Here is a 23,586-nt window from a genome sequence, read left to right as displayed (position 1 = left end):
CGCCTCAGCCGCACACCCGCCGCAGCAGCGGGTAGGGGTTGACCGGTCGTCCCCCGCCGGGGTGGTGCTCGAAGTGGATGTGCGGGCTGGTGCCCCGCGCGTTGCCGGTGTCGCCGTTGTAGGCGATGAGCTCGCCCGCGCCGACCCGCTGACCTCCCGAAGCGACGAAGCCCGACAGGTGCATGTACCAGTAGCGGTCGCCGTCGTCGCCGCGCAGGGACAGCCACCGGCCGGCGCTGCCCCCCGAACGGGCCCACTCGACGGTGCCCGAGGTGATGGCGAACACGTTGCCGCCCATCGCCCCGAAGATGTCGGTGCCCTGGTGCCGGCGCCCGCCGCTTCGCGGGGCGCCCCAGGTGTCCGTGAACGACCGGGGATGGTCCTGCGGGCAGGCCATGCCAGCCCCACCCGGCGGGGCGGGCGCCGCCCGGGTCGAAGGAGCGGCGGGCACACGCACGGGCGGACGGACGGGGACGGCGGCGGGAGGGGGCGCCGAGCGGCTGGGGGCCACCTGGCGGCGGCGTTCCGCCGCCTCCCGTGCCCGCCCCTCGGCCCGGCGGCGCTCGGCGGCCACCTGGTCGGCCCGCGCCCGTGCCTGACGGCGGGCCTCGAGCTCCCCGGCGATGCTGCGCGCCTCGTCCTCGCCCGCAGCGATGCGGCCCCGCACCCCGGCGACCGCCTGGCCCGCGGCGGCGAGCTGGCGGTCGAGCTCGGCCCAGGCCAGCCGGGACTCCTGGGCGACGGCCTCCTGGCGCGCGGTCGCCTCCGCGAGGTCGGCCCGCCGCACGACGAGGCGCCGCCCGACCGCCGCGGCCGTCTCGAGGTCGGCGCGGTCGGTGCGGGTCAGGGCCACGAGGTAGTGGCTGCGCTCGGCGACCTCCGCGCTCGACGCGCCGGCGAGCAGGCCGAGGAAGTCGTTCGGCGCCGCGCCCCGGTACAGGGCGCCGACGCGCCGGGCGATGCGGTCGCGGCTCGCGGCGGCGGCGCCCTCCAGAGCGGCGACCTCCTCTTCGATGGCGCGGGTCTCGTCGCGCAGGCGGTTCAGCTCGCCGGTGAGCCGGTCGACCTCGGCCGTGGCGGTGGCCAGGGCGGCCGACACCCGCGAGCGCTCCCCCTCCGCGCGGCCGAGGTCCTCGTGCAGCCCCGCCCGCTCGGCCTCGAGACGCTCCTGGCGGGCGCGGAGCGCCGCGTCGTCGGGCGCCGCGGCGGCGGGCAGCAGGTCCGCTCCGAGGAGCAGCGCGACCACCAGGGCCACCAGCACGGCGGGTCTCGTGCGGTGGGGAGTGCTCGCTGCGCGCAGGGAAGCCACGCCGTGGCTGCAAGCCACGTGCTCGGGCAACATGGCGCCCAAGGCTAACCGGCCCCCGGAGGCCGTCAACCTGGCGGGTCGTCGATCCCCGCGACGAGGTCGGCGAACCACCGGGACGCGGAGGCGTACGCGGCGTCGGAGTCGGCCGGCTCAGGGGTGGTGACCTGCGCGTCCGCCCGCGGGAACGACCCGAGCACCCGCAGGTCCGCGACGTGGCGGTGAACGCTGCGCAGCGCCTCGCCGACACGCGCGTCGGTGAGGTGCCCGGCGCAGTCGATGAGGATGCAGTACTCGCCGAGGGCCTGCTTCGTCGGGCGCGACTCGATCTTCGTGAGGTTGATGCTGCGCAGCGCGAACTCGTCGAGGACGCGCATGAGCAGTCCGGGCCGGTCCTCGCCGAAGAAGACCACGAGGGACGTCTTGTCCGCGCCGGTCGGCCGGCACAGCCGGCGGCCGAGGACCACGAACCGGGTCGTGTTGCCCGGGTAGTCCTGGATGTCGGGGACGAGCACGTCGAGCCTGTAGCGCTCCCCGGCGAGGCGGGTGCCGAGGGCGGCGACGCCTCCGGCGGCCTCGCCGGCCTCCCTCGCCGCCTCGGCCGTCGACGTGGAGGCGGCCACCGCGACGCCGGGCAGGTTCGCGGTGAGCCAACCACGGCACTGTGCGAGGGCGTGGGGCTGGCTGCGCACCTCCTTGATGTCGCCGAGGTCGCTGCCCGGCGGCGCGAGGAGGTTCATGGAGATCGGGATGACGACCTCGCCGCGGACGACCACGCCGGGAGGGCCGAACGCGAGGGCGTCGAGGGTGATGTTGACCGAGCCTTCTATCGAGTTCTCGATCGGCACGACACCGATGTCGACGGACCCGTCGCGGACCGCGTCGACCACCTCGTCGATGGTCGGCAGGGGCCGGCGGGCCGCGTCGGGGGCGGCGCGGCGGGCTGCCTCGGAGGCGAAGGTGCCCTCCGGCCCCAGGAACGCGACCGCGGTCAACGGCTCGGCGCCGGCCGCCGGTTGCGCGGGCGGCCGGCGCCCACCGGGGCGCCGCCCTGGGTGGTGGTGCGCTCCGCCATGGCCATCGCCCGCTCGATCGCCTGAACCTCCTCCTGGGAGAGGTTGTGCTTGCTCCGCCCGCCGGTCACCGTCTTGGCGTAGGCGCGGGTGTCGGTCCGCCCGTTGATGGCGGTGATGACGAGCCCGTCCCCGTGCTCGTCGAGCAGGGCCGCGGAGAACGACAGCCGCCCCCCCAGCTCCTCGAACGCGTCATAGCGCACGGTTCCCACCCGCGACAGGCCCGACCGCAGGAGCTCCCGCAGGTCGTCGCTGCGCCGCTGGAGGCGCGCCACCTCGGCCCGCAGGTCGCCGACCTCGTCGATGTGGCGCTGCAGCAGGGTGAGCACGTCGTCGCGACTGCCCTGGCTGAAAGCCCGGTACGCGGCCCGCACGCGGCGCTGCCCGCTCAGCGCCACGAGCGCGACGACGATCGCGGCGACGCCGATGAGGATCGCCGCGATCAGCAGCCCCCCGACTGCCTCTGCCGTCAGCTCCACACGCCCCGCCTCCTCGTCCTCGAGTGCCTCGAAGAAGCTTCCTGCCACCCTCCTGCTCGCAGGCTGCCCTCGGTGCCCGGCGATGATAGCCCGTAGGCTGCGCCGGAGATGGAACCCGTCGCGCGCCTCGACCACGCCCGACCCGCCCGCACGGGCGAGCCGGAGGTCGTGTACGCCGAGCCGAAGACCCCCGAGCAGGTCGGCGTCCTCGTCGCCGAGCTGCTCGCCGCGGGCACCGCCCCGGTGCTCGCGACCCGCTGCTCGCCCGCCCACGCCGCGGCGGTTCCCGGCGCCGACTACGACCCCGTCGCCCGGCTCCTCGTCGCGCGCGCGTGCGAGCCGCAGCCGGCGCTCGGCCGGGTGGTCGTCGCGAGCGGCGGCACGGGGGACCTGCCCGTGGCGAGCGAAGCCATCGGGGTGCTGCGGGCCTTCGGGATCACCTGCCGCTTCCTCGCCGACCTCGGCGTGTCCGACATCACCCGGGTGCTCAGCGAGCGCGACGAGCTCGGAGAGGCCGACGTCGTCGTGGTCGTCGCCGGCATGGAGGCCACGCTGCCGACGGTCGTCGCAGGTCTCGTCACCGCGCCGGTCGTCGCGGTCCCGACGAGCGTCGGCTACGGCGCGGCCTTCGAGGGGCTGGCGGCCCTGCTGTCGAGCCTCACCTCCTGCGCGCCGGGGGTCGCCGTGGTGAACATCGACAACGGCTTCGGTGCCGCCATGCTCGCTCGCCGCATCCTGCGGGTGGGCGCCGCGTGAAGGTCGCGCACGTCGACCCGTTCTCGGGAGCGAGCGGCGACATGCTCCTCGGCGCGGTGCTCGACGCCGGCGTCGCCCTCGAGACGATCGTCGATGCGGTGGGGGGGCTGGGCGTCGACGGGTGGGACATTCGCGCCGAGGCCGTGACCCGTGCGGGCGTCGGCGCGACCCGCGTGCACGTCACCGCGCGGGAGGACGGCGTCGTGCGCACGTGGGCGAACGTCCGTGAGCTGCTCGGCGGCGCCTCCCTCGCCGAGCCGGTGCGGGCGCGGGCGCTGTCGACGTTCCGCCGCATCGCCGAGGCGGAGGCGCGCATCCACCGCCGCCCGGTCGAGCGGGTCCACTTCCACGAGGTCGGCGCCCTCGACGCGATCGTCGACATCGTGGGGGTGTGCGCCGGCCTGCACGCGCTCGGGGTGGAGCGGGTGACGTGCGGCCCGGTCGCACAGGGCACCGGCATGACGCGTGGGGACCACGGCCTGTTACCTGTGCCTGCGCCCGCGGTGCTCGCGCTGCTCGCCGGCGCCCCGACGTACTCCACCGGCGAGCCCGTCGAGCTCTGCACGCCGACGGGGGCCGCGCTGCTCGCGGAGTGGACCGACGAGTGGGTCGACCTGCCCCAGCTCGTCGTCGGGGCCGTCGGCTACGGCGCCGGAGCCCGCGAGCTCGACCGCCCGAACGTCGTGCGGATCGTGCTGGGGCAGGCGGCCGGGTACACAGGAGCGTCGCGGGCGCTCGTCCTCGCGACGGCCATCGACGACCTGCCCGGCGAGCTCGTTCCCCCCGTCCTCGACGCCCTTCGGGCCGCGGGTGCGCACGACGCCTGGGCGTGCCCGGTCGTCATGAAGAAGGGGCGCCCCGGCGTCGAACTCGTGTGCCTCGCCGATCCCGAGCGCGGCGACGCGCTCCGGCGGGTGCTTTTCACCGAGACGACCACGCTCGGCGTGCGGGGCTGGTTCGTCGACAAGTGGGCGCTCGAGCGTCGGTGGGTCACCGTCGACGTGGCCGGGCAGCCCGTGCGACTGAAGGTCGGCGCGCTCGACGACGCGGTCGTCAACGTCGCGCCGGAGTTCGACGACGCGCTCGCGGCCGGCGCGGCAACGGGCCTGCCGGTCAAGGAGGTGCTCGCCCGCGCGCGTGCCGCCTGGCACGCGAAGGAGAACCCGCCCCCGCCGGGCGGCCCGGCGCCCGCCTCCGCCTGAGCGCCCGAATCTAGTAGGCGCGCCCGACGTAGGCGACGAGATCGTCGGTCGCGGCGGGTGCGGGCACGCCGCCGTCGGCGGTCACGAGACAGCGCACGGTGTAGCCGTCGGTGGCCAGGCGCGCCTCGCCCTCCGTGCCGAGCACGTCCCACGGCAGGCGCCACAGCCCCGGCCCGTCGATCGCCTCCGGCCGCTGCGCCTCGCGGGTGTGGCCGTCCCGGAACGCGGTCGCCTGCGAGAGCAGCGAGCCCTGGATCTCCCCGAGCAGTCGGGGCACCGCCTCGGCGACTGCGGCGAGCGGCAGCGACTGCTTGCCGTCGACGTCGCGGCGGACGAGCGTCACCTCACCCACCTCGAGGTCGCGCGGTCCCACCTCGAGGCGGATCGGCACGCCCTTCAGCTCCCAGTCGACCACCCGCCGGCCGAACGACTGGTTCGTCGCGTCGTCGAGGCGCGCGCGCACCCCCCCGGCGGCGAGCAGGTGGACGAGGTTGCGGCACTCGCCCACCGCCTCGTCCTTGACGGCGAGCACCACGACCTGAATCGGCGCGACGGCGGGAGGCAGGCGCAGCCCGCGGTCGTCGCCGTGGGCCATGATGAGACCTCCGACGACACGGGTCGACATGCCCCACGACGTGGTGTAGGCCAGGCGGCGCTCCCCCTGCTCGTCGGTGAAGGCGATGTCGAAGGCCCGGGCGAAGTTCTGCCCGAGGTTGTGGCTCGTGCCCATCTGAAGGGCCTTGCCGTCGCGCATCAGCCCCTCGAGCGTGTAGGTGACGAGCGCCCCCGGGAAGGTCTCGGCCTTCGTCTTGCGACCGAGGACCACGGGCACCGCGAGGACCTCCCGCATCACCGCGTCGTAGACGTCGAGGAGGATCGTCACGGTCTCCTCCTGCGCCTCATCGAAGGTGGCGTGCGCCGTGTGGCCCTCCTGCCAAAGGAACTCCGTGGTGCGCAGGAACAGCCGCGGGCGCAGCTCCCACCGCACGACGTTCGCCCACTGGTTGAGCTTCAGCGGCAGGTCACGGTGCCCCTGCACCCACCGGCTCATCGCGTCACCGATGGTCGTCTCCGAGGTGGGGCGCACGACGAGCGGCTCGGCGAGCTCCTTGCCCCCGCCGTGCGTGACGACGGCGAGCTCGGGGCTGAAACCCTCGACGTGGTCGGCCTCCCTGCGGAGGAACTCCTCGGGGATGAAGAGCGGGAAGTAGGCGTTGTCGTGACCGGTCGCCTTGATCCGCGCGTCCAGCTCCGCCTGGATGCGCTCCCAGATCGCGTAGCCCCACGGCTTGATGATCATCGTCCCGCGGGCGGGGCCGTTCTCGGCCAGGTCGGCCTTCGCGACGACTTCCTGGTACCAGCGAGGGAAGTCCTCGCCCTGCGCAGTGAGCACGTTCTTCGCCATGGGGCGATGATCCTCGCACATCGCGCCGTCGTCGTTTCCTCGCCCTTGCCGAAAGGTAGAAAGGGCTGGTGGCCATCTCCGATCGGCGGTCCTCCTCGACGTGGTCCGACACGCGCGTGCGCCTGTCGGGATGGCTGGGCGCCGTCCTGCTCCTCGCCGGCCGCGCATGGGCCTGGGTGCGCCCACTGCTCGCCGCTGTGGCACGCCAACTCCTGCGGGGGGCCGGCTGGTGGGTGGTACGCCTGTCGGATGCCCTTCCCCGCGTGGGCCGGGCGGTGCTCGGGGCCGTCGGCTGGTACGTGAGCTGGTGGGCGAACGCCGCGCCGGCGGCGGGGCGGCGGCTCGTGGACGGGACCGGCTGGGTGCTAGCGCGCGGATCCGCCGCCGTCCGCGTGGCGAGCGCGCGCCTCGTGCCGTCCTTCGCCGGCTTTCTGAGCCTCGGGGCCGCCGCCGTCACCTGGGTGGTGCTCGTCGTCGCCGCGACCGTCCCCGCCGCGGGCGGGTACGGCGACGTCGTCACCGTCGACCTCGCCATCCCCGAGGACTCCACGCTTCCCGCCCTCGCCGAGCGCAGCGTCGTCTACGCCGCCGACGGGAGCGTCCTCGCGGTCCTGCACGACGAGCAGGACCGCCGCCTCGTGCCCCTCGCGAACCTGCCCGACCACGTGTGGCAGGCGGCGATCAGCGCGGAGGACCGCCGCTTCTTCGAGCACGAGGGCTACGACCTGGAGGCCATCGGGCGCGCCGCCGTCGCGAACGTCCGGGCGCGTGGCGTCGCCCAGGGCGGCTCGACCATCACCCAGCAGCTCGCGAAGCAGAACTTCCTGAGCGACGAGCAGACGCTCGAGCGCAAGGCCCGCGAGCTCACCTACGCGATGGCGCTGGAGGACCGTCTCACCAAGGAGGAGCTGCTCGAGCGCTACCTCAACCAGGTGTACTTCGGCGCCGGTGCCTACGGGGTCGGGGCCGCCGCGGAGGAGTGGTTCGACGTCACCCCCGAGCATCTCACGCTCGAGCAGGCCGCCCTGCTCGCGGGCATGATCCGGGCGCCCGGGCGGCTCGACCCGCGCCGCAACCCCGAGGCCGCGACCGCCCGCCGCAATGCCGTGTTGCGTGCCATGGCCGAGGAGGGCTACATCACCCCCGAGCGCGCCGAGGAGGCGGTCGGGGTCGAGATGGGGGTCATGCCGCAGCGCGAGCGGACCGTCACCGAGCCCTACTTCGTCGAGGCGGTCAAACGCGAGTTCTTCGCGAACCCGGCGTTCGGTCCGGACCGCGCGGCGCGTGTCGAGAACCTCTTCAACGGCGGCCTCGCGATCCACACGACGATCGACCCGCGCCTGCAGCAGGCCGCCCACGACATCGTCGAACGCCACTACCCGTCGTCGCCCGGCCAGCGCACCGCGGCCATCGCGGCCGTCGACCCGCGCACCGGCCGGGTGGTCGCCACCCACAGCGGGGGCGACTTCACGGCGGAGGCCTACGACCTCGCCACCCAGGGTCGGCGCCACCCCGGCAGCGCGGCGAAGCTGTTCGTGCTCGCGACCGCCCTCGAGCGGGGCCGCTCCGTCTGGTCGCCGATCGACGGCGCCGGGCCCCGCTCGTTCGCGTGGGACCCCCATCAGCCGCCGTACGAGGTCCGCAACTTCGCCAACGCGAGCTACGGGACCATCTCGCTGCACGAGGCGCTCGTGCGCAGCGTGAACACCTCGTTCGTGCAGCTCATGCTCGAGACGGGGGTGAGCTACGTGGTGGAGAAGGCGGGCCACCTCGGCGTCGACGCCGAAGCGGCGTTCGGTCCGCTGCACGCGCGCGGCCCGGCGCTCGCCATCGGCGGCTGGCACCGGGGGGCGACGCCGCTGGAGATGGCGTCGGCGACGGGGACGTTCGCGACCGGCGGCGAGCGTGCGCCCCCCTACCTCATCGAGTGGGTGACCGACGCACGCGGCGCGGAGATCTACCGCCACGCCCCGGTGCGCGTCCGGGCGGTGAGCCCCGAGACCGCCGGCACCATGATCGACGCCATGCGCAACGTCGTGAGCCGGGGCACCGGCACCCGCGCCCGCATCCCGGGGTGGGATGTCGCGGGCAAGACCGGCACCGCCCAGAACTTCGCCGACGCCTGGTTCGTCGGCACGACCGCGGTGCTGTCGACCGCGGTGTGGGTCGGCCACCCCGACCGCCGCCAGCCCTACCCGGGGATGACCGGTGGGCAGTCCGCGGCCCCGGTGTGGCGCGACTTCATGGCCGTCGCCCTCGAGGGCGTGCCGCCCGAGCCGATCCCCGCGCTTCCGCCGCCACCGCCCCCGCCCCCGCCCGCGGGCGCGTCATCCGAGCGCCGTTCGGGAAGCTCCGGGGACGACTGAGGTTCAGTTGAGGCGGGCCCGCAGCGCGCGGGCAGCCGTGAGCAGGCGCTCGTCGTCACCGGCGTGGCGTTCGATCTCTACGGCGCCCTGCAGGAAACGCCCACGGCTCGCCAGCACCTCGCCGAGCTCCACCGCGAGCGACGGGTCTGCCGTGGGCAGGGCAAGACGCATCCGCAGCGCCCACTCCCGGTCCCCCGCCGCCCCACGCGCCCGGTAGACGGCGGCGAGGTTGGCGAGCATCCGGTCGAGGATCCCGTGCGCGCTCACCGCGGGCAGCAGGTGGGCACCGAAGGCGACGTCGGGTCCGGCGCCCGTGGCGGCCCGGAAGCGCGCCTCCGCCGTGGCCTCGTCGACCCGGCGACCACCGGCGAAGGGGTCGAGCAGGCCCCCGCCGGGCTCCCGAACAAGGAAGTGGCCGGGCATGCCGACGCCTTCGAGGGTCACGCCGGCGCGCCGGCCGACCTCGATCATCACCACCGCGAGGCTGACCGGTATCCCGAGGCGGCGGGCGAGCACCCGGTGGAGGAGGGAGTTGTCCGGGTCGTAGTACTCGGCGGCGTTGCCGGTGAAACCCTCCTCGACGAACAGCCGGCGCACGAGCCCGTCACGGTCGGTGACCCCCGCGGCGAGCCGGTCGAGCTCGTCGAGCCACACCTGCGGGTCGAGGCCGGGGTCGGCGCCCCCGCCGATGGCGATCGCCGCCGCGCCGAGGTCCACCGCCGGGCCGGCGGCGATCGCCGCGAAACGTTCGACCGCGCGGTTCAGCTACCGCTCCCAGTCAGGAGCGAACGACGGGTTGATGAGCCGCTCGCTGCGCGCGAGGGCGGTGATGCGGGCCATCTCCTCGTCGGTGAGCGTGAAGTCGAACACGGCGAGGTTCTCCTCGCGGCGCTGGGGGCTGGCCGACTTCGGGACGGCCGCCACCCGATCCTGCTGCACGAGCCATCGCAGCGCGATCTGCCCGACGGTCCGCCCGTGCGCTTCGGCGACCTCCTTGAGCTCCACCTCGTCGAGGATCCTGCCCTTCGCCAGGGGCGAGTAGGCGGTGAGCAGGACGTCTTCCTCCCGGCAGACGGCGAGCAGCCGGTCCTGGGCGAGCAGGGGGTGGTACTCCACCTGGTTGGTGAGGATGGGCGCCTCCCGGATCGCCTCGCGCAGCATCCCGGAGGGGAAGTTGCTCACCCCGATGTGCGTCGCCTTGCCGTCGTCGACCACGCGGCGCATCGCGTCGAGGGTGGCGGCGAGCGGTATGGCGGGATGCGGCCAGTGGATGAGCAGGAGGTCGACCCGGTCGGTGCCGAGCCGGCGAAGGCTCGCCTCGGTCTCGGGTCCGACACGCTCGGGGGCCAGCGCTCCTGCGTTGAGCTTCGTGGTGAGGAAGATGGCGTCGCGGTCCACCCCCGCGTCGCGGATGCCCTGACCCACCTGCTCCTCGTTGCCGTACATCTGCGCCGTGTCGATGTGGCGGTACCCCGCCTGCAGCGCATGGCGCACACCCTCGCGGCACGCCTCGCCGTTCATCTGCCAGGTGCCCAGGCCGATGGCGGGCACCTCGACAGCCTGTATGCGGACCGCATGCATCGCTCGGCATCCTCCCCGGCGGGCGCTCTGCCCACCTCCCGCATCTTCTCGAACGACACCGCCTGGGAAACTCCGCATAGCGTGGAGCCATGAGCGCCGTGCCGCGGGTTGCGAGCCTCGTGCCTGCCGGCACGGACATCGTCGCCGCCCTGGGACTCGGCGCCGCGCTCGTCGGCGTGTCGCACGCCTGCGACCACCCCGTGGCCGACGGGCTGCCGGTCCTCACCGCCTCTGCGCTCGGCGACGTTGCGTCGCCCGCTGGTGAGGTCGACCGCCGGGTCCGCGCGGCGGTGAGCGCCGGCGAGCCGCTCTACCGCGTCGATGTCGCACTGCTCGGGTCGCTCGCCCCCGATGTGGTGCTCGCCCAGGACGTCTGCGACGTGTGTGCCCTGCCCGGGGCCGACGCGGCAGGCGCCCTTCCGGCGGGCGCGGAGCTCGTGCTGCTCCGCGGCGCCTCCCTGGCGGGCCTCGAGGCGGACCTCATGATGGTCGGTGCGGCGATGGGCGTGAGCGACCGCGCCGAGCGCCAGATCGCCGCCATCGCCTCGGCGCACCGGCACGTGCGCCGGAGGGTCGCCGGGCGCCCCCACCCCCGCGTGGTCGCCCTCGAGTGGGGCGACCCGCCCTTCCTCGCCGGCCACTGGGTGCCCGAGCTCGTCGAGGTCGCCGGGGGTCGTCACCTGCTCACCGGCGCCGGCGAGGCGTCCCGGCGGTCGTCGTGGGACGAGGTCGCCGCCGTCGATCCCGACGCGATCGTCTTCCTGCCCTGCGGGTACGGCGTCGAGCGCGCCGTCGCGGAAGCGTCGCAGCTCGCCGGCCTGCCGGAGGTCACGCAGCTGCGGGCGGTGCGCGCGGGCCGGTTCTGGGCCGTGGAGGCCGCACGCCTGTTCTCGCGGCTCTCCCCGGCGGTCGTCACCGCCGCACCGGTGCTCGCGTCCCTGCTGCACCCTGACCGCTTCCCGGCGGTCAGCGCGCGGTGGGCGGTGGCCATCGCCGCCGCCTGACCAGCGGCCGCCGTGGCGCCTGCCTCTCGCGGGGGACGCGCTCGTACCTCCTGACCTCCCCCTTCCCGCAGGGACCGGGGCTCGTTACGGTAGAGGCGGGCCAGGCGATCCCAAGGGGGAGCCCAGCATGAATATCCGCGAGAACATGAGCACGGTGTTCCTGACCGTCGGTCCGGACCACACCCTGCGTGAGGCCGCTCAGCTGATGAGCCAACGCAACATCGGGTCAGCCCTCGTGCTCGACCTCGACGGCGAGGGGCCCGGCATCTTCACCGAGCGTGACCTGATGCGCTGCATCGCCGCCGGCAAGGACCCCGACCAGGAACGCGTGATCGACCATGTCACCGCCAAGGTGATCGTCGCCACCGGCGACTGGTCGCTCGAGGAGGCCGCACAGGCGATGATCCGTGGCGGCTTCCGCCACCTCATCGTCACGAACGACAACGGCGACAACTACGGCGTCGCGGGGATCCTGTCGATGCGCGACATCGTGCGCTGCTGGGTCCAGCAACCGGCGGGGGCGCCGACCTGCTGAACGCCCTCTGAGCGTCGGCGACCCGCGCGGCGGGGAAGCCCGTCGGGGCGGGTGCTCGCCGCTGCCCGCCAACGGACCGCGGGCCGGCTGGCCTGTCCAACTGCTCGTGGACGGGATGAACGTCATCGGTTCACGCCCCGACGGCTGGTGGCGGGACCGGGATGCGGCGGTCCGCGGCTTCGTGGCGCGCCTGCAGGCCCTCCACGCGACCACGGGACACGCGGTCACCGTCGTGTTCGACGGGCGACCCCCCGCCGGGCTCGAGGAGGGCGAGCACGCCGGCGTCGCCGTCCGCTACGCCCACCGGTCGGGGCCCGACGCCGCCGACGACCGGATCGTCGAGCTGCTCGGCGCCGCCGACCCGGCGACCGTGACGGTGGTGACCTCCGACCGGGCCCTGACGGCGCGCGCACGCCGGCGCGCCGCGACGGTGACCGGGGCGGGCTGGCTGCTGTCCCGGCTCGACGAGGTCGGGCAGTGACCGCAACCGACGCCGCCCGGGCCGAGCGGGTCGTCCTCGCGGCGCTCGAGGTGCTCGACGCCGACCGCCCTCGACCGGGTCGTCGTGGGGGGCGGCAAGCCGCCGGCTGAAGATCCTCGTCGGCGCCCGCCGCGCTCGCCGCCGCCGGCGCGAGTACGTCTGGGGACTCGCCCGCTGACTCCCCGCGCCCACCGGCGTCCCGGGACCGGCGGGCCCGGCCGTGGCCGGCGAGGGCGTCCCTCAGGCCACGGGCAGGAGCAGGACCTTGCCCTTCGTCTGGCGACCCTCGATGTAGCGGTGCGCGTCGGCCGCCTCGGCCAGGGAGAACGTCCGGTCGACGCGGACCGCGAGCTGCCCGGCGGCGATCCACCCGAACAGGTCGCCGGCGCGCCAGCGGAGCTCCGTGGGGTCGGCGGTGTAGTGGGCGAGGGTCGGGCGGGTGAGATAGAGCGAGCCCTTCGTGTTGAGCACCTGGGGGTCGACGGGGTCGACCTTGCCGCTGGACTGGCCGAACAGCACCATGACACCGCGCGGGCGCAGGCAGTCCATGCTCCGCAGGAACGTCGCCTTGCCGACCGAGTCGTACACGACGTCCATCCCCCGCCCGTACAGCCTGGCGGTCTCCTCCGCGAAGTCCACCTCGGTGTAGCGGATGACCTCGTCCGCCCCGGCCTCGCGGGCGATCTCCGCCTTCTCCTCCGTGGACACGGTCGCGACCACCTCGGCACCGCGGCGCTTCGCGATCTGCACGAGCAGGTGGCCGACACCGCCGGCCGCGGCGTGCACGAGCGCGGTGTGGTCGGGCCCGAGCGCGAACGTGGACAGGGCGAGGTAGTGCGCGGTCATGCCCTGCAGCATCACCGCGGCGGCGGTGCGCGTGTCCACCCCGTCGGGCACGGTGACGACGCCGCCGACGTCGACGACGACGCGCTCGGCGTAGCTGCCCGGCTGTCCGGCCCAGGCGACCCGGTCACCCGCGGACAGTCCCACGACCCCCTCGCCGAGCGTCTCGACGACGCCGGCCCCCTCCGAGCCTATGACCGTCGGCAGGTCGAGGGGATAGGCACCGCTGCGCTGGTAGGTGTCGATGAAGTTCAGCCCGGCCGCCTCGACCCGCACGACCGCCTGGCCGGGGCCCGGCAGGGGGTCGTCGACCTCCTCGAGGTGCAGGACCTCCGGGTCGCCGGCCTCTCGGAGCAGCACCGCGTGCATCCCGCTCACCGCTCGTAGGTGCCGACGAGCCGGTTCCGGTCGATGACCTGGCCCTCCATCCGGTCCGAGGTGCACGTCGCCGGGACCGCCCCCCGCGCGAACGCGGGGCTGGAGATCGCGAGGTCCCTCGTGTTCATCGATGTGCCTTCCGTCGACTCCCTGCCAACCTTCCGCCCCACGCAAGGATCAAACGGGACACGCCACCGGCCTCAGCAACGGGTCCGATCTCCGCCGCCGCCCCGCAGCAACCGGCGCCGGCTTGCGCCGGCGCGCGTTGCGCGGTCGGATGGCGCCATGAGCACCGCCTTCCTCACCGGGCGCTTCGTCGTGGCCACGCCCGCGCTGACCGACGGCAACTTCGCGCACACGGTCGTGCTCCTGCTCGAGCACAAGACCGACGGCGCGGTCGGCGTGGTCGTCAACCGCGCCACCGACGCGGCGCTGTCGGTGGCCCTGCCGAGGTGGGCGACGCTCGCCGCGGAGCCCGCCGTCGTGTTCGCGGGGGGGCCCGTGCAGCCCGACGCCCTCATCGGGCTCGCCCGCACGTACGGTCCCCCGGAGGGCGACGGGCTCGCCGCGATCTTTCCCGGCGTCGGCGTCGTGGACCTCTCCGCCGACCCGACGCTCCTCGGGGCGGCCATCGCCGGCGTGCGGGTGTTCGCCGGCTACGCGGGGTGGGGCGGCGGTCAGCTGGAGACAGAGATAGCGGCCGGCAGCTGGTTCGTCGTCGATGCCCGCGCCGAGGACGTCTTCACCGAGGCGCCCGGGGCGCTGTGGCGCGGCGTGCTGCGCCGCCAGGGCGGGGTGTTCACGACCATCCCCGCCGATCCCACCGCCAACTGAGGCGAGGGGGAGGCTCAGCCCGGCTCGTTGCCCGGGCGCCACTTCACGGAGCAACCCATGCTCGGATGCTGCTCGGTGAGTGGCGGGTCCCCGGACAGGACCGCGTCGAGCGCGGCGCGCAGGCTCTCGCCGGTGACGGGCACCCCGTTGTTGGGCCGCGAGTCGTCCATCTGCCCCCGGTACACGAGCCGGCGGTTGGCGTCGAACAGGAAGAAGTCGGGGGTGCAGGCGGCCCCGTACGCCTTCGCGACCTCCTGGTCCTCGTCGATGAGGTAGGGGAAGCGGTAGCCGACCTCCCGCGCCTCCTCCGCCATCCGCTCGGGCGCGTCGTCGGGAAAGGCCTCGTAGTCGTTCGGGTTGATGCCGACGACCGCCACGCCTTTGTCGATGTACTCGGCGGTGAGGGCTGCGAGCCCCTCGCGGACATGGCGGACGTACGGGCAGTGGTTGCAGAGGAACATGACGAGCAGCGCGGGTGCGTCGGCCAGCGCCTCGCTCGACGTGACCCGCCCGTCGGGGTCGGCCAGCGCGAACGGCGGGGCCGGGGTGCCGAGGGGCATCATCGTCGAGGTTGCGGCCACGGGTTCTCCTTCGTGGGATGGTGGTTGACTCTAGCGTGGAGTCCTACCATGGCCGCCAGAGGCCGAGGGGCACGGGGAACGGGAGCTTGCTGCATGAGCACGATCAACACGATGCGGGGCCTGCTCGTCGCCGGCGCCGTGTTCGCGGCCCTCGTCGCCGCCCTCTTCGGCCAGTGGTCGGTCGTCGTCATCCTCGGCGTCGGCATCGCCGCCCACGCCGGTCTGTGGGTGCACCTGTCGCGTGCGGCCAGCGTCGAGAACGTCGCGACCCCGAAACCGCCGGCCCCCGGCACGGCGGGCTGAGCCTCCCGCACCGCCAGCTGACTAGCTGAGGTGGAACGGCCCGTCAAGAGAAACCTGATGCTTGACTTGGGGCGGGTTTGCATAGAGCCCTCCTGTAGCCGGGCTTGTCGTGTGCTGATGGTCAGCGGCCTGGTTGCTTCGTAGCTGCCGAACCGGCCGTCGCGTCGGGAGCGGTCAACATGCCAGCGCCCGCAGCGCAGCGAGGACGAACGATGTTGACCGCGAGCAGCGACGAGCCAGGGTGGCAAGCGAAGAAGCGGGCAGGCCGCGTTGCTGGTTGGGGTGGGTTCGTAGTGGTTGCTCCTGAGGGTGGGGCAAGACGTGTCGGGCCTCGGGTGGATCGGCTGGGACCGCCACTCTGAGGTACGCGGGTCGAAACCGCAGGTCGGTCATTCGCAGAAGGGTGCCCCTGACTAAACTAAAGGCGCCCGTGCCCCGGGGGGTGGGCATAGCTAGCTAGGACGGGGATCGGTTCTGCCACGGCGGCGGCCCGACACGTTCTGCACAGCTGCATGCGCCGGCGGGGCCGATCAGCCAGCCAGCGCATCGTTGATCATCTGCCTGTCAGTTGACGTCGCTGGTCATCTCGGCCCACACGAACCCGGCGAGCTCACGGGCGATCGCGGCGGCCACCACCGACTTGGTGTCCTTGACCGCGGCCATGCGTCGGAACCGCCCGCACAGGCGGGTCTGGGCCTTCCACGCCCGCGCGACGGTCTCCGGCGACACGCCGTCTTGGCGGCGGCGCAGCGCCGCGCCCACGGCGGGGCGGTGCTGGTAGGCCCACGCGGACTCCACCAGCTGGGTGCGCACATGGGCGTTGCCGGTCTTGGTCAGGTGCCCGCGGCGGGTGGAGCCGCCCGAGGAGTACTCCGAGGGCACCAGCCCGGTGAAGCCCATGAACGTCGTCGCTCGGGGGAACCGCCGCCAGTCACACACCTCGGCCACCAACGTCAACGCGCCCAGGTGGGCGATGCCGCGGTAGGCGCCCAGGCGAGCCACACAGTCGACGAACGGGTCACGGTCGAACCAGACCTTCAAGTCGGCCTCGGCGGCGGCCACCGCGGCGTCGCGGGCGGCAAGCACCGCCCGGTAGTGGCCGAACGTGGCGTCAAGCGCCGGCTCGTCGAAGCGTTGGGCGGCAAGCCACTGGTCGTGCTTGTGGGTCCAGTAGCTGCCGCCCCGGTACACCCGCGCGTGGCGCAACAGCAACGCCAGCAGCCGCTTGCGCGCCCGGTCACGGTCATCGACCAAGTCCGCACGCGCCCGGCACAGGTCCCGCACCGCCTCCTCGGCCACCGTGGGGATGCGGATCGCCACGAGCTCGCCGGCGCGGTGCAGGCGCGCCAGCCGCCGGCAGTCACGCTTGTCGGTCTTGACCCGATCACCCGGCGCGGTGGGGATCAACGACGGGGCGATCACCTCACACGACACCCCCATCGACGCCAGCAAACGCGCCAGCTCATAGCCGGTCGGGCCGGCCTCGTAGCACACCCGCAGCCGACTGCGGTCACCCAACCGGTCGATCAGGCGGCGCACCGACGCCTCGTCGTGGAAGATCTTGTCCACCACCGGGATCTGGCAGCCCGGCTCGAGCACGCCCACCGAGATCGTGTCCTTGTGCACGTCCAAGCCCAGGTGGATCGCTTCGGGATCGTGAATACTGGTCACGGCCGACTCCTATCCGTATGTGGCACCTTCCGCGCCGATCGTGGATGACCCACGAACATTGCGGAAGGGGTCGGCCGTTCCATGATGACTAGAGTGCCCGCGGGTTAAGCCGCCTAGCCACACTTGGCCACCGACGCTCGGAGACTGCCCGTGGCAAGCAAGATGCAGGCGAGTCCGTTTCGCCAGATGATACCCATGATCCTTGGCGCCGTGCTGGTCGCTGTACTGCTCCCGACACCACCCGCCCAGGCAGCGGCCGTCGATGTCACCATCAACACCTGGACGCGGGATGCCGACACAGGGTTCCTCAGCTACACGGTCACGGTCGCAGCCGCCTGTGGTTCCGTCTGTAAGGTTACTCTCCGCGCCATGGAGCCGGGAGGGTCAAGCGCCTACACCCTGCAAACCAAAGACGTCACCGCTAGCGGGGGTGCCTTTACCGTCATCCTGTCTGACGCCAATCAACGACTGCGCCACCTCGATCGGGTCGGCGCCCGGGTGCAGGACTCCATTTACACGTCATCCAGTGACTGGGTGCCGACCGGAGATGCCTACCCGCCCGGTGAAGTGACCCTGTCTGGCCTAAGCTGGACTCGGGACGCCAGCACCGGGTTTGTGAGTTACAGCCTCAGCGTGGCGGCGAAGGCGCTGGCCCTCCCTGGTCGGCCGTGCGTCGGCACCTGCAAGGTGACAATTCAAGCCAAAGAGCCTAGTAATTCCACCGCCCCCATCCTGACCACCCAGGAAGTCGCCGATGACGACGGGGCATTCACCATAACTCTGTCCGACTCCCAGCAACCACTGCGTCACTACACCCAGTTGCGAGCCCGCATCAGCAGTCCCTACACCTCGACGCCATACACTGACTGGATCGATACCGGCGATATCTATCCGCCGGGCGAGTTGGCGCTATCGGTCGGCCGCTGGGACCGTGACCCCAACAGCGGACTCGTTGACTACAGCCTCAACGTGACCGCCACCGCGCTAGCTCTGTACAACCGTGCTTGCATCTCAACATGCAACATCACTATCCAAGCACTCGAGCCGGGTAACTCCAAGGCCTTCACGCTCGCCACCCAAAGCGTAACGGACGACGATGGCGCCTTCACGATCGCCTTGGCGGACTCCGATCAACCGCTGCGCAACTACACGCAGCTGCGTGCCCGAGCCGTTAACCATACCGGCTATGGGTACATCTACTACAGCGACTGGAAGCCCGTAACCCTGCCAGCTGAGGACCGCACTACGTTGGTTGACGCGTTCGCGGTGCCGCCGCTGGCCGGGCGCCTCACCATCAACCAAGCCTGCGAAACACTGCTGACAGCACCTGGCACGCACCTGCAGGGCACGTCTACGACCGACCAGTATAATGACTGCGAGAGTGTGCGGCTCGCCGGCGGCGGGATTAGCGCGCTCCTTCAGGATCTGGCGCTCCGGAACCCCGGCTTGTCCCAGGTGTTGATTGACGCGCTGATTGTAGGCGCAGTTGTCGCAAGTGACCTCTCCACTACCACGACGCAAGAAGGCCCGGTCGTCATATGGCCGGCTGGCCCGGAGGAAGAGTGGGCCGACCAATGGGACGTCGAGTTCGAGCCTCAGCCCGCGGCCGCCGGTGGGGCCGCCATGCTGCCGCCGACGGACCACTGCTTGGACGACAGTGCCAAAGCCAGCATCATCGCGGGGACGCCGCTCCAGCGGCATCACATCGCCACCAGGTTCGAGGGCCAGTGGCTCAGCGCGTACCAGACCGCTCTCAACGACTACGGTCTCGGGCACCTCGACATCGCCAAAGGCGATTGGAACCTGATCAATATCCCACACCTCGGGCCCCATCCGACCGGATACCACCGGTGGGTCTTGGACAACCTGGAGGCAGCGGCATCTTACGCGAACAACCTGACCAACGAGCTGTCGCCAGCCGCTCCAGAAGACGTAAAGCGCCTCCTGCGCGAGCGGCTCTTCCGCCAGGCATGGCAGTATGTGCGCTGGACGCTGGCCAACGACCCCACGATCGTCCGCAAGGACTATTGGGTCTGCTAATGGCCTCTCGATTCTACCGCCTATTCCCTGCCATGGACGCCCGCCATGGGATGGCCGAGCCGACTGACCCCGCCGAGTGGACACCTGGTCACCGCGATGCATATTTTCTAGGCATTAAGCGGCCGGGGCGAGTAGAAGATCTCCCCCAAGTCACGTCCTTCACCGTCCACGACTGGCATGCTCGGGGTGACGTCGTCCCATGCACCAAAGCCTTCGAGTTCTATAGTGCCAAGCTCCGGCAGGTAATCGAAGCCAGCCTGACTGAGGAAGATGTCGTCCAGTGGTTTGGCTCTACGCTGCTTGCCGAGGACGGTAGTCCGGCGGGCACTTGGTGGATTATGCACCCGCCCGACGTCATGCCGATGAACGTGGGCGCTACTACATACGGTGGCCTGGCGGGTGTAATAAAGGGGGTCATTGATCCCGGCTTGATCGGTGGCCGCAATGCCTTTAAGTATCCATACGGCTTTCCACCTGTGCTGTCGGAAGCGGTGTGCGAGGCGATTCGCCGCGCAGGCTGCAGCGGTCTGATATTCGAGGGGGTCCCGGTCCGGTCTGCCAGCTAGGCCGGGGTTCCATCATCTGCGGAACCCCGGCTAGGGGGGACAACGCGACCACGTCGTCGTCAGCAAAGCGTCGGCAAAAGTCCCCCGCCGTGGTCGGGTCGGGGATCAGGTCCGCGCCCAGGGCGTTCATGTACGCGGTGTCGTGACGCAGCCGCTCGATGTCCTCCAACCTCGTGCCCCCGCACAGCACGTTGTAGGCCAAGTTCAACACGTGGTCGGACTCGTGGTAGGGCAGGTGCACCTTCAACAGCTCCAGCGCCTCGTCGATCTCGTCGACCAACTCCAGCTTGACCGCCAGCCGGTGCACCGCCGCGATGCCCCCGAAACCGGTGGCGTCGGTGTTCGCGCCGATCTCGTAGTTGACCTTGCCCGATGTCAGCATCGGCTTGGGCTGCGCGCTCCAATGCCCCGCCCGCCGGTGCCGGGCCGCCACCTTGCGCCGCCCGTCGCGCGCTGTTCCGTCGGCTCTGCTCATGCGCTATCTTCTTCACCGGAAAGGGCCTTTCTTGTGCGGGTAGTCCTCAGAGCTCTACTCCGCACAAGATAAGGCCTTTCCCGTCTTTTCCGGCTGACCCAGTGCAGCCGACACGCTTATTTGAGGACTAGCTACATCGACCTGAAAAAGTCAGGGCCGAGACGACGCTGACCTGCGGGTTTCTACGCGGGGACGGCGGCGGCCAGTGCTGAATTGGGCGTTTAGCGTGACCAGCCTTCTTCGTGCTCGGCGACCTGGACGCCGAGGTGTTCCAGTTCGCGGAGAAGGGCGCGGAGGCGGCGGGTGTTCTCGATCCAGGTGCGGTAGCGCTCGGCTTGGTCGGGGTCGAGCAGGCGGGTGACGGTCTTGCCGTGCTCTGTGCGAGTCCATTGCAGGTAGGGGCCGTGCAGCTGTGGGGGGTCGGCTTTGCAGCGGCAGGTGGTCTTGCCGCAGCGGGTGAACCGTTCGGTGATGCTGCCGGGCAGCGCGAAGGCTTCGTCGTTACCCAGGAGGTCGGCGATGGTGGTGGCCAGGCGCTGTCGGGCGCGGCGGGCGCGGGCGGTGGGCATGGTCGGATTGTCGCACCTCCGACATCTGTTGTCTTGAAACTTATACACTTCAAGATGAACTCTGGTTGTCGAACGATTGGAGGTGTTCGATGCTGGTCTGTCGCAACCCGCAGCCTGCGACCCTGTGGGAAGCCGTGCTGCCCGAGCCCTACCTGGATCTGCCGCCGGAGCTGGCGGCGGTCGACGCGCTGCTCGACGACGAGGTGTTCTTCGCGCCGTTCGCCGCGCACTTCCACGCGGTGCTGGGTCGCCCGTCGATCCCGATGGAGACCTACCTGCGGATGATGTGGTTGAAGTACCGCTACGGCCTGAGTGAGCTACGAGACGCTGAGCCGGGAGGTGGCCGACTCGATCTCGTGGACGCGGTTTTGCCGCATCGGCCTGGGCGCCCGGGTGCCGCACCCGACCACGTTGATGAAGATCACCACCCGCTGCGGACAGCAGACCGTCGCCGCGCTCAACAACGCGCTGTTGGCCAAGGCCCACGATCCGCCAGCTGCGCAAAGAACACGGCTGGTCCCAAGCCGAACTCGGCGAAAAGATCGGCACCGACCCCGGGCGCATCAGCCGCTACGAAGCCGGCCGCATCACCCCGTCTGCCGACGCGCTGGTCCGCCTCGCCCAAACCTTCAACGTCAGCCTGGACCACCTGCTCATCGACGACATCCCCCGCCGCGCGCTGCACGCCCCCGAACACATCCTCGGCGACCGCGCCGCCGCCATCACCGAACTCGACGACCACGACCGCGCCGCCCTGCTCGACGTCATCGACGCCTACGTCACGCGCAACCGGCTGCGCACCATCACCACCGACACCGCCTGACCATGGACGGGCTGCAGTTCACCGCCGCGGTCATCGACGCGCTCGCCTGGCCGGCCGCCGCCGTCATCATCACGTTGGTGCTGCGCCGCCCGCTGTCCGCTGCGCTGTCCGGGCAGGTCAAACGCTGGAAGGCCGGCCCCGGCGGCGTCGAGGTCGAATACTGGCAACACACCGTCGCCGAAACGCGCCAGCAGCTCGAGCACGCCACCGCCCTGCCCGACAGACCACCGGCGGCGCGCTGGCAGACGAGCTGGCCGACGTCGCCGCCGTCGCCCCCGGCGCCGCCATCCTCGAGGCATACGTGCGCATCGAACGCGAACTGCGCCGCATCACCGACGGGCTCGCCCCCGACGACGACCTCGCCCGCATGAGCGGCCGCCAACTCGCCGACCTCGCCCACCGCCACGGACGGCTCAACGCCGAAACCCTCAACGCCGTGCACGGCATGACCGTGCTGCGCAACCTCGCCGCCCACGCCCACCCCGACCGCGACAACCTCGACACCGCCCGCGCCTTGGACTACCTCCAACTCGCCGACGCCGTCCTGTACGCCCTACGCAACTAGCCTCGACGGCAGTCGGACTGACCAGCCGCATGGCTCGCGGTCCGAGCGCTCACCGTCAAACTGTCACAGGACCTGCAGTCGCCCGTCGGCGATGCCGAGACGCGTACGGGTTGTCGGATGCTGCAGTTCGAGTGCCGCGCCCGCCCATCGAGCCGATACGACGACATCGGGCAGCTCCAGACGGCAAGCCTCTCCACGGGACGACAACAGGCGAACGGACGTCTCACACACGACGAGCCAGCCTTCACGGATCCAAAACACGGTCACGATGTCCTCATCGACGTCGAACACTTGAGACTGCTCATCAGCGTCGACGCCGAGAACCACCAGCCTCCGCGCCGACCAGAGATAGGGCACTGTCCCATTCGCGCCGACGCCGAGCTCACGCCACCCCGGCTCCTCCGACGACCACCGTCGGTCGCATCAACGCGGGCGGTCACGCTCAACGAATGAGGAGCATCGCGACCGTCTAGCTCGATATCGATGACGTGCTGCCCAACGACGAACATCATCATCCGCTGTGTCATGGCGTTGCCGCGATCAACGGTTCAGCGACCCGCCGCGTCGCCGTCCGGCCGCCAGACGGCCAGCTCGCCGCCTGGCAACGACACGGTACGAAGCCCTGCGGGGCCCACCAGCTCCCACGCCTCGAAGCCCTCGTCGGCAGGCGCGCCCAGGATAGCGCCATCGGAGAACGAGATCCGCAGGTGACCGTCCTTGAACGCCTCGGCCTCAACGACGGTTTGCCGCGCCAGCATCGTCACCGAACCCAGCCGGTCAGGATCGCCGCCCGGCACCAGCAGAACCTCGCTGCCGTCAGCGCGCTGCACTACGAACGGCTGCTCGATCCGTAACTCCAGACCCCCGCTGAACATCAGAGTCACCGCGAAGTCGATGCACAACCGATCAACGCTGCGGCCCGACAACGGCAGCACCCACCGATCCTCGGCCTCGACCAACGTGACCGCACCGCTCATTGTGGCCACCCCGGCCACGGGCCCTGGTAGTTCTGGGGGATGTGCGTCGCCGATGCCGCGCCTGGCTTGCCGAGGACATCAAGCGGCTGACCGTACTCGTTGGTGTAGCGGACGTACCCGCTCGGATACTTCGACGTCGGCTCCATGATGCGGATCATGTCCGCGTTCCCCGTAGCACCGGGACGCTGGAAAACGATGCCCTTGCCGCTGGTGGCTGGCCGCGACGCCCAACCCTTCGGGATGTCGTAGACGGTGCCCTGCGGAGTACCAACAAACGTCTTCCCCGACGACGGAAGAACGTTCACACCATCATCGACCAGCCCTGTCGTGTTTGGGGCTGTGGTGCCGCTGGTGGGTGTGCGTGCGGTGCGGAGGCGGCCGATGACGGCGCCCAGGCCGCGGAGTACTCCGCCAGTGACTGCGCTGCGGATGGCGGCGTCGCGGAGGCCGCCGGCGTCGTAGTGGCCGCTGCTGATCTGCTCGCCGCCTTCCAGGGCTGTGCCCCCTACGGTGGTTGTGGCGACGTAGCCGAGGGTGCGGGCGGTACCGGCGGTCAGCCCGAGCACGCTGGCCACAGCGGGGGCGGCGGGGAGGGCGGCAGCCGCTAAGGCGCTGCCGCCTACGGCCACGATGCCGCCGGCGGCGCAGCGTTTGCGGGATCGTCCTGAGTCGCAGGTGCCCGCGCCGATCGCGGCGCCGCCGGCTAGGCCGAGTCCGATGGCGGGGGCGCAGCCGATACCCAGTGAGCCGACGCAGGCGGCGGCGACGCCGGC

General features: G+C 71.7%; 26 protein-coding genes and 2 pseudogenes. 11 read left to right on the top strand and 17 right to left on the bottom strand.

Annotation, left to right across the window (positions count from 1 at the left end; all coding sequences use genetic code 11):
• Positions 1–4 precede the first annotated feature (4 nt).
• The 3 genes from VM324_02615 to VM324_02605 all read right to left on the bottom strand — a co-directional run bounded on the left by VM324_02615 (position 5) and on the right by VM324_02605 (position 2,906).
• Positions 5–1,261: a M23 family metallopeptidase gene (locus VM324_02615; protein HVL98168.1), complete on the bottom strand. Its 1,257-nt coding sequence runs from the start codon at positions 1,259–1,261 to the stop codon at positions 5–7.
• 113 nt (positions 1,262–1,374) lie between these two features.
• On the bottom strand, positions 1,375–2,301 hold the full coding sequence (gene pheA, locus VM324_02610; GenBank protein ID HVL98167.1) for a prephenate dehydratase: 927 nt from the start codon (positions 2,299–2,301) through the stop codon (positions 1,375–1,377).
• Positions 2,298–2,906 (bottom strand): DUF4446 family protein, encoded by a 609-nt coding sequence (locus tag VM324_02605; GenBank protein HVL98166.1) that lies wholly within the window; start codon positions 2,904–2,906, stop codon positions 2,298–2,300. The genes pheA and VM324_02605 overlap by 4 nt, the downstream gene beginning before the upstream one ends.
• 60 nt (positions 2,907–2,966) lie before the next feature.
• On the opposite strand from VM324_02605, the gene larB reads away from it, so the two are divergent.
• On the top strand, positions 2,967–3,614 hold the full coding sequence (gene larB / locus VM324_02600; GenBank protein ID HVL98165.1) for a nickel pincer cofactor biosynthesis protein LarB: 648 nt from the start codon (positions 2,967–2,969) through the stop codon (positions 3,612–3,614).
• Positions 3,611–4,816 carry a nickel pincer cofactor biosynthesis protein LarC gene (gene larC / locus VM324_02595; protein ID HVL98164.1) on the top strand — a complete coding sequence of 402 codons (1,206 nt, stop codon included), beginning with the start codon at positions 3,611–3,613 and terminating at the stop codon, positions 4,814–4,816. The genes larB and larC overlap by 4 nt, the downstream gene beginning before the upstream one ends.
• A 10-nt stretch (positions 4,817–4,826) precedes the next feature.
• Here the strand turns inward: larC and proS are convergent, their stop codons facing one another.
• Entirely contained in the window at positions 4,827–6,221 is a 1,395-nt protein-coding gene (gene proS / locus VM324_02590) for a proline--tRNA ligase (protein ID HVL98163.1), read from the bottom strand.
• Positions 6,222–6,289: 68 nt separating this feature from the next.
• On the opposite strand from proS, the gene VM324_02585 reads away from it, so the two are divergent.
• Positions 6,290–8,587: a transglycosylase domain-containing protein gene (locus VM324_02585; GenBank protein ID HVL98162.1), complete on the top strand. Its 2,298-nt coding sequence runs from the start codon at positions 6,290–6,292 to the stop codon at positions 8,585–8,587.
• A gap of 3 nt (positions 8,588–8,590) precedes the next feature.
• On the opposite strand, the gene VM324_02580 is transcribed toward VM324_02585, so the two are convergent.
• Both VM324_02580 and VM324_02575 read right to left on the bottom strand, forming a co-directional pair.
• The gene (locus tag VM324_02580) at positions 8,591–9,304 is read right to left on the bottom strand and encodes a transglutaminase-like domain-containing protein (protein HVL98161.1); all 714 of its coding nucleotides are present in this window, start codon (positions 9,302–9,304) and stop codon (positions 8,591–8,593) included.
• A gap of 48 nt (positions 9,305–9,352) precedes the next feature.
• Positions 9,353–10,168, bottom strand: coding sequence for an aldo/keto reductase (locus VM324_02575; protein ID HVL98160.1), 816 nt, complete (start codon positions 10,166–10,168; stop codon positions 9,353–9,355).
• Between the two features lie 89 nt (positions 10,169–10,257).
• Between VM324_02575 and VM324_02570 the strand changes: the two genes are divergently transcribed.
• From VM324_02570 to VM324_02560, 3 genes are all read left to right on the top strand, one after another.
• Complete coding sequence (locus VM324_02570; GenBank protein HVL98159.1) at positions 10,258–11,172, top strand: ABC transporter substrate-binding protein; 915 nt, start codon at positions 10,258–10,260, stop codon at positions 11,170–11,172.
• Positions 11,173–11,299: 127 nt separating this feature from the next.
• Positions 11,300–11,707, top strand: a complete 408-nt coding sequence (locus tag VM324_02565; GenBank protein ID HVL98158.1) for a CBS domain-containing protein — start codon at positions 11,300–11,302, stop codon at positions 11,705–11,707.
• A gap of 106 nt (positions 11,708–11,813) precedes the next feature.
• Positions 11,814–12,188: an NYN domain-containing protein gene (locus VM324_02560; protein ID HVL98157.1), complete on the top strand. Its 375-nt coding sequence runs from the start codon at positions 11,814–11,816 to the stop codon at positions 12,186–12,188.
• A 240-nt stretch (positions 12,189–12,428) separates the two neighbouring features.
• Here the strand turns inward: VM324_02560 and VM324_02555 are convergent, their stop codons facing one another.
• A complete protein-coding gene (locus VM324_02555; GenBank protein HVL98156.1) occupies positions 12,429–13,400 on the bottom strand; it encodes a quinone oxidoreductase in 972 nt (323 codons plus the stop codon).
• Positions 13,401–13,405: 5 nt separating this feature from the next.
• The gene (locus VM324_02550; protein ID HVL98155.1) at positions 13,406–13,537 is read right to left on the bottom strand and encodes a hypothetical protein; all 132 of its coding nucleotides are present in this window, start codon (positions 13,535–13,537) and stop codon (positions 13,406–13,408) included.
• A gap of 157 nt (positions 13,538–13,694) precedes the next feature.
• Here VM324_02550 and VM324_02545 point away from each other — a divergent pair, with 157 nt between their 5' ends.
• Positions 13,695–14,243, top strand: coding sequence for a YqgE/AlgH family protein (locus VM324_02545; protein HVL98154.1), 549 nt, complete (start codon positions 13,695–13,697; stop codon positions 14,241–14,243).
• Positions 14,244–14,257: 14 nt separating this feature from the next.
• On the opposite strand, the gene VM324_02540 is transcribed toward VM324_02545, so the two are convergent.
• Positions 14,258–14,824: a thioredoxin family protein gene (locus tag VM324_02540; GenBank protein HVL98153.1), complete on the bottom strand. Its 567-nt coding sequence runs from the start codon at positions 14,822–14,824 to the stop codon at positions 14,258–14,260.
• Between the two features lie 93 nt (positions 14,825–14,917).
• On the opposite strand from VM324_02540, the gene VM324_02535 reads away from it, so the two are divergent.
• The gene (locus VM324_02535) at positions 14,918–15,127 is read left to right on the top strand and encodes a hypothetical protein (protein HVL98152.1); all 210 of its coding nucleotides are present in this window, start codon (positions 14,918–14,920) and stop codon (positions 15,125–15,127) included.
• Between the two features lie 564 nt (positions 15,128–15,691).
• Here the strand turns inward: VM324_02535 and VM324_02530 are convergent.
• Positions 15,692–16,798 (bottom strand): IS110 family transposase, encoded by a 1,107-nt coding sequence (locus VM324_02530; GenBank protein HVL98151.1) that lies wholly within the window; start codon positions 16,796–16,798, stop codon positions 15,692–15,694.
• Between the two features lie 150 nt (positions 16,799–16,948).
• On the opposite strand from VM324_02530, the gene VM324_02525 reads away from it, so the two are divergent.
• A complete protein-coding gene (locus VM324_02525; GenBank protein HVL98150.1) occupies positions 16,949–18,838 on the top strand; it encodes an AHH domain-containing protein in 1,890 nt (629 codons plus the stop codon).
• A 615-nt stretch (positions 18,839–19,453) separates the two neighbouring features.
• On the opposite strand, the pseudogene VM324_02520 reads toward VM324_02525, so the two are convergent.
• A pseudogene (locus VM324_02520) lies at positions 19,454–19,789 on the bottom strand (IS1380 family transposase).
• 311 nt (positions 19,790–20,100) lie between these two features.
• On the bottom strand, positions 20,101–20,448 hold the full coding sequence (locus tag VM324_02515) for a DUF6788 family protein (protein ID HVL98149.1): 348 nt from the start codon (positions 20,446–20,448) through the stop codon (positions 20,101–20,103).
• Between the two features lie 89 nt (positions 20,449–20,537).
• Here VM324_02515 and VM324_02510 point away from each other — a divergent pair.
• A pseudogene (locus VM324_02510) lies at positions 20,538–20,931 on the top strand (transposase).
• Here VM324_02510 and VM324_02505 read toward each other — a convergent pair.
• Complete coding sequence (locus VM324_02505; GenBank protein HVL98148.1) at positions 20,906–21,190, bottom strand: hypothetical protein; 285 nt, start codon at positions 21,188–21,190, stop codon at positions 20,906–20,908. The pseudogene VM324_02510 and the gene VM324_02505 sit on opposite strands and share 26 nt — an antisense overlap.
• A 32-nt stretch (positions 21,191–21,222) precedes the next feature.
• On the bottom strand, positions 21,223–21,474 hold the full coding sequence (locus VM324_02500; GenBank protein HVL98147.1) for a hypothetical protein: 252 nt from the start codon (positions 21,472–21,474) through the stop codon (positions 21,223–21,225).
• Between the two features lie 98 nt (positions 21,475–21,572).
• Here VM324_02500 and VM324_02495 point away from each other — a divergent pair, with 98 nt between their 5' ends.
• Positions 21,573–21,836: a hypothetical protein gene (locus VM324_02495; GenBank protein ID HVL98146.1), complete on the top strand. Its 264-nt coding sequence runs from the start codon at positions 21,573–21,575 to the stop codon at positions 21,834–21,836.
• A gap of 63 nt (positions 21,837–21,899) precedes the next feature.
• Here VM324_02495 and VM324_02490 read toward each other — a convergent pair whose 3' ends face one another.
• The 3 genes from VM324_02490 to VM324_02480 all read right to left on the bottom strand — a co-directional run.
• Positions 21,900–22,193: a hypothetical protein gene (locus VM324_02490; protein ID HVL98145.1), complete on the bottom strand. Its 294-nt coding sequence runs from the start codon at positions 22,191–22,193 to the stop codon at positions 21,900–21,902.
• 191 nt (positions 22,194–22,384) lie between these two features.
• A complete protein-coding gene (locus VM324_02485; GenBank protein ID HVL98144.1) occupies positions 22,385–22,831 on the bottom strand; it encodes a DUF6188 family protein in 447 nt (148 codons plus the stop codon).
• The coding region (locus VM324_02480) for a hypothetical protein (protein ID HVL98143.1) at positions 22,810–23,586 on the bottom strand (777 nt) is incomplete at its 5' end. The genes VM324_02480 and VM324_02485, both read right to left, overlap by 22 nt.

The organism is Egibacteraceae bacterium, assembly GCA_035540635.1.
Classification (GTDB): Bacteria; Actinomycetota; Nitriliruptoria; order Euzebyales; family Egibacteraceae; genus DATLGH01.
This window is presented reverse-complemented; position numbering and strand designations above follow the sequence as displayed.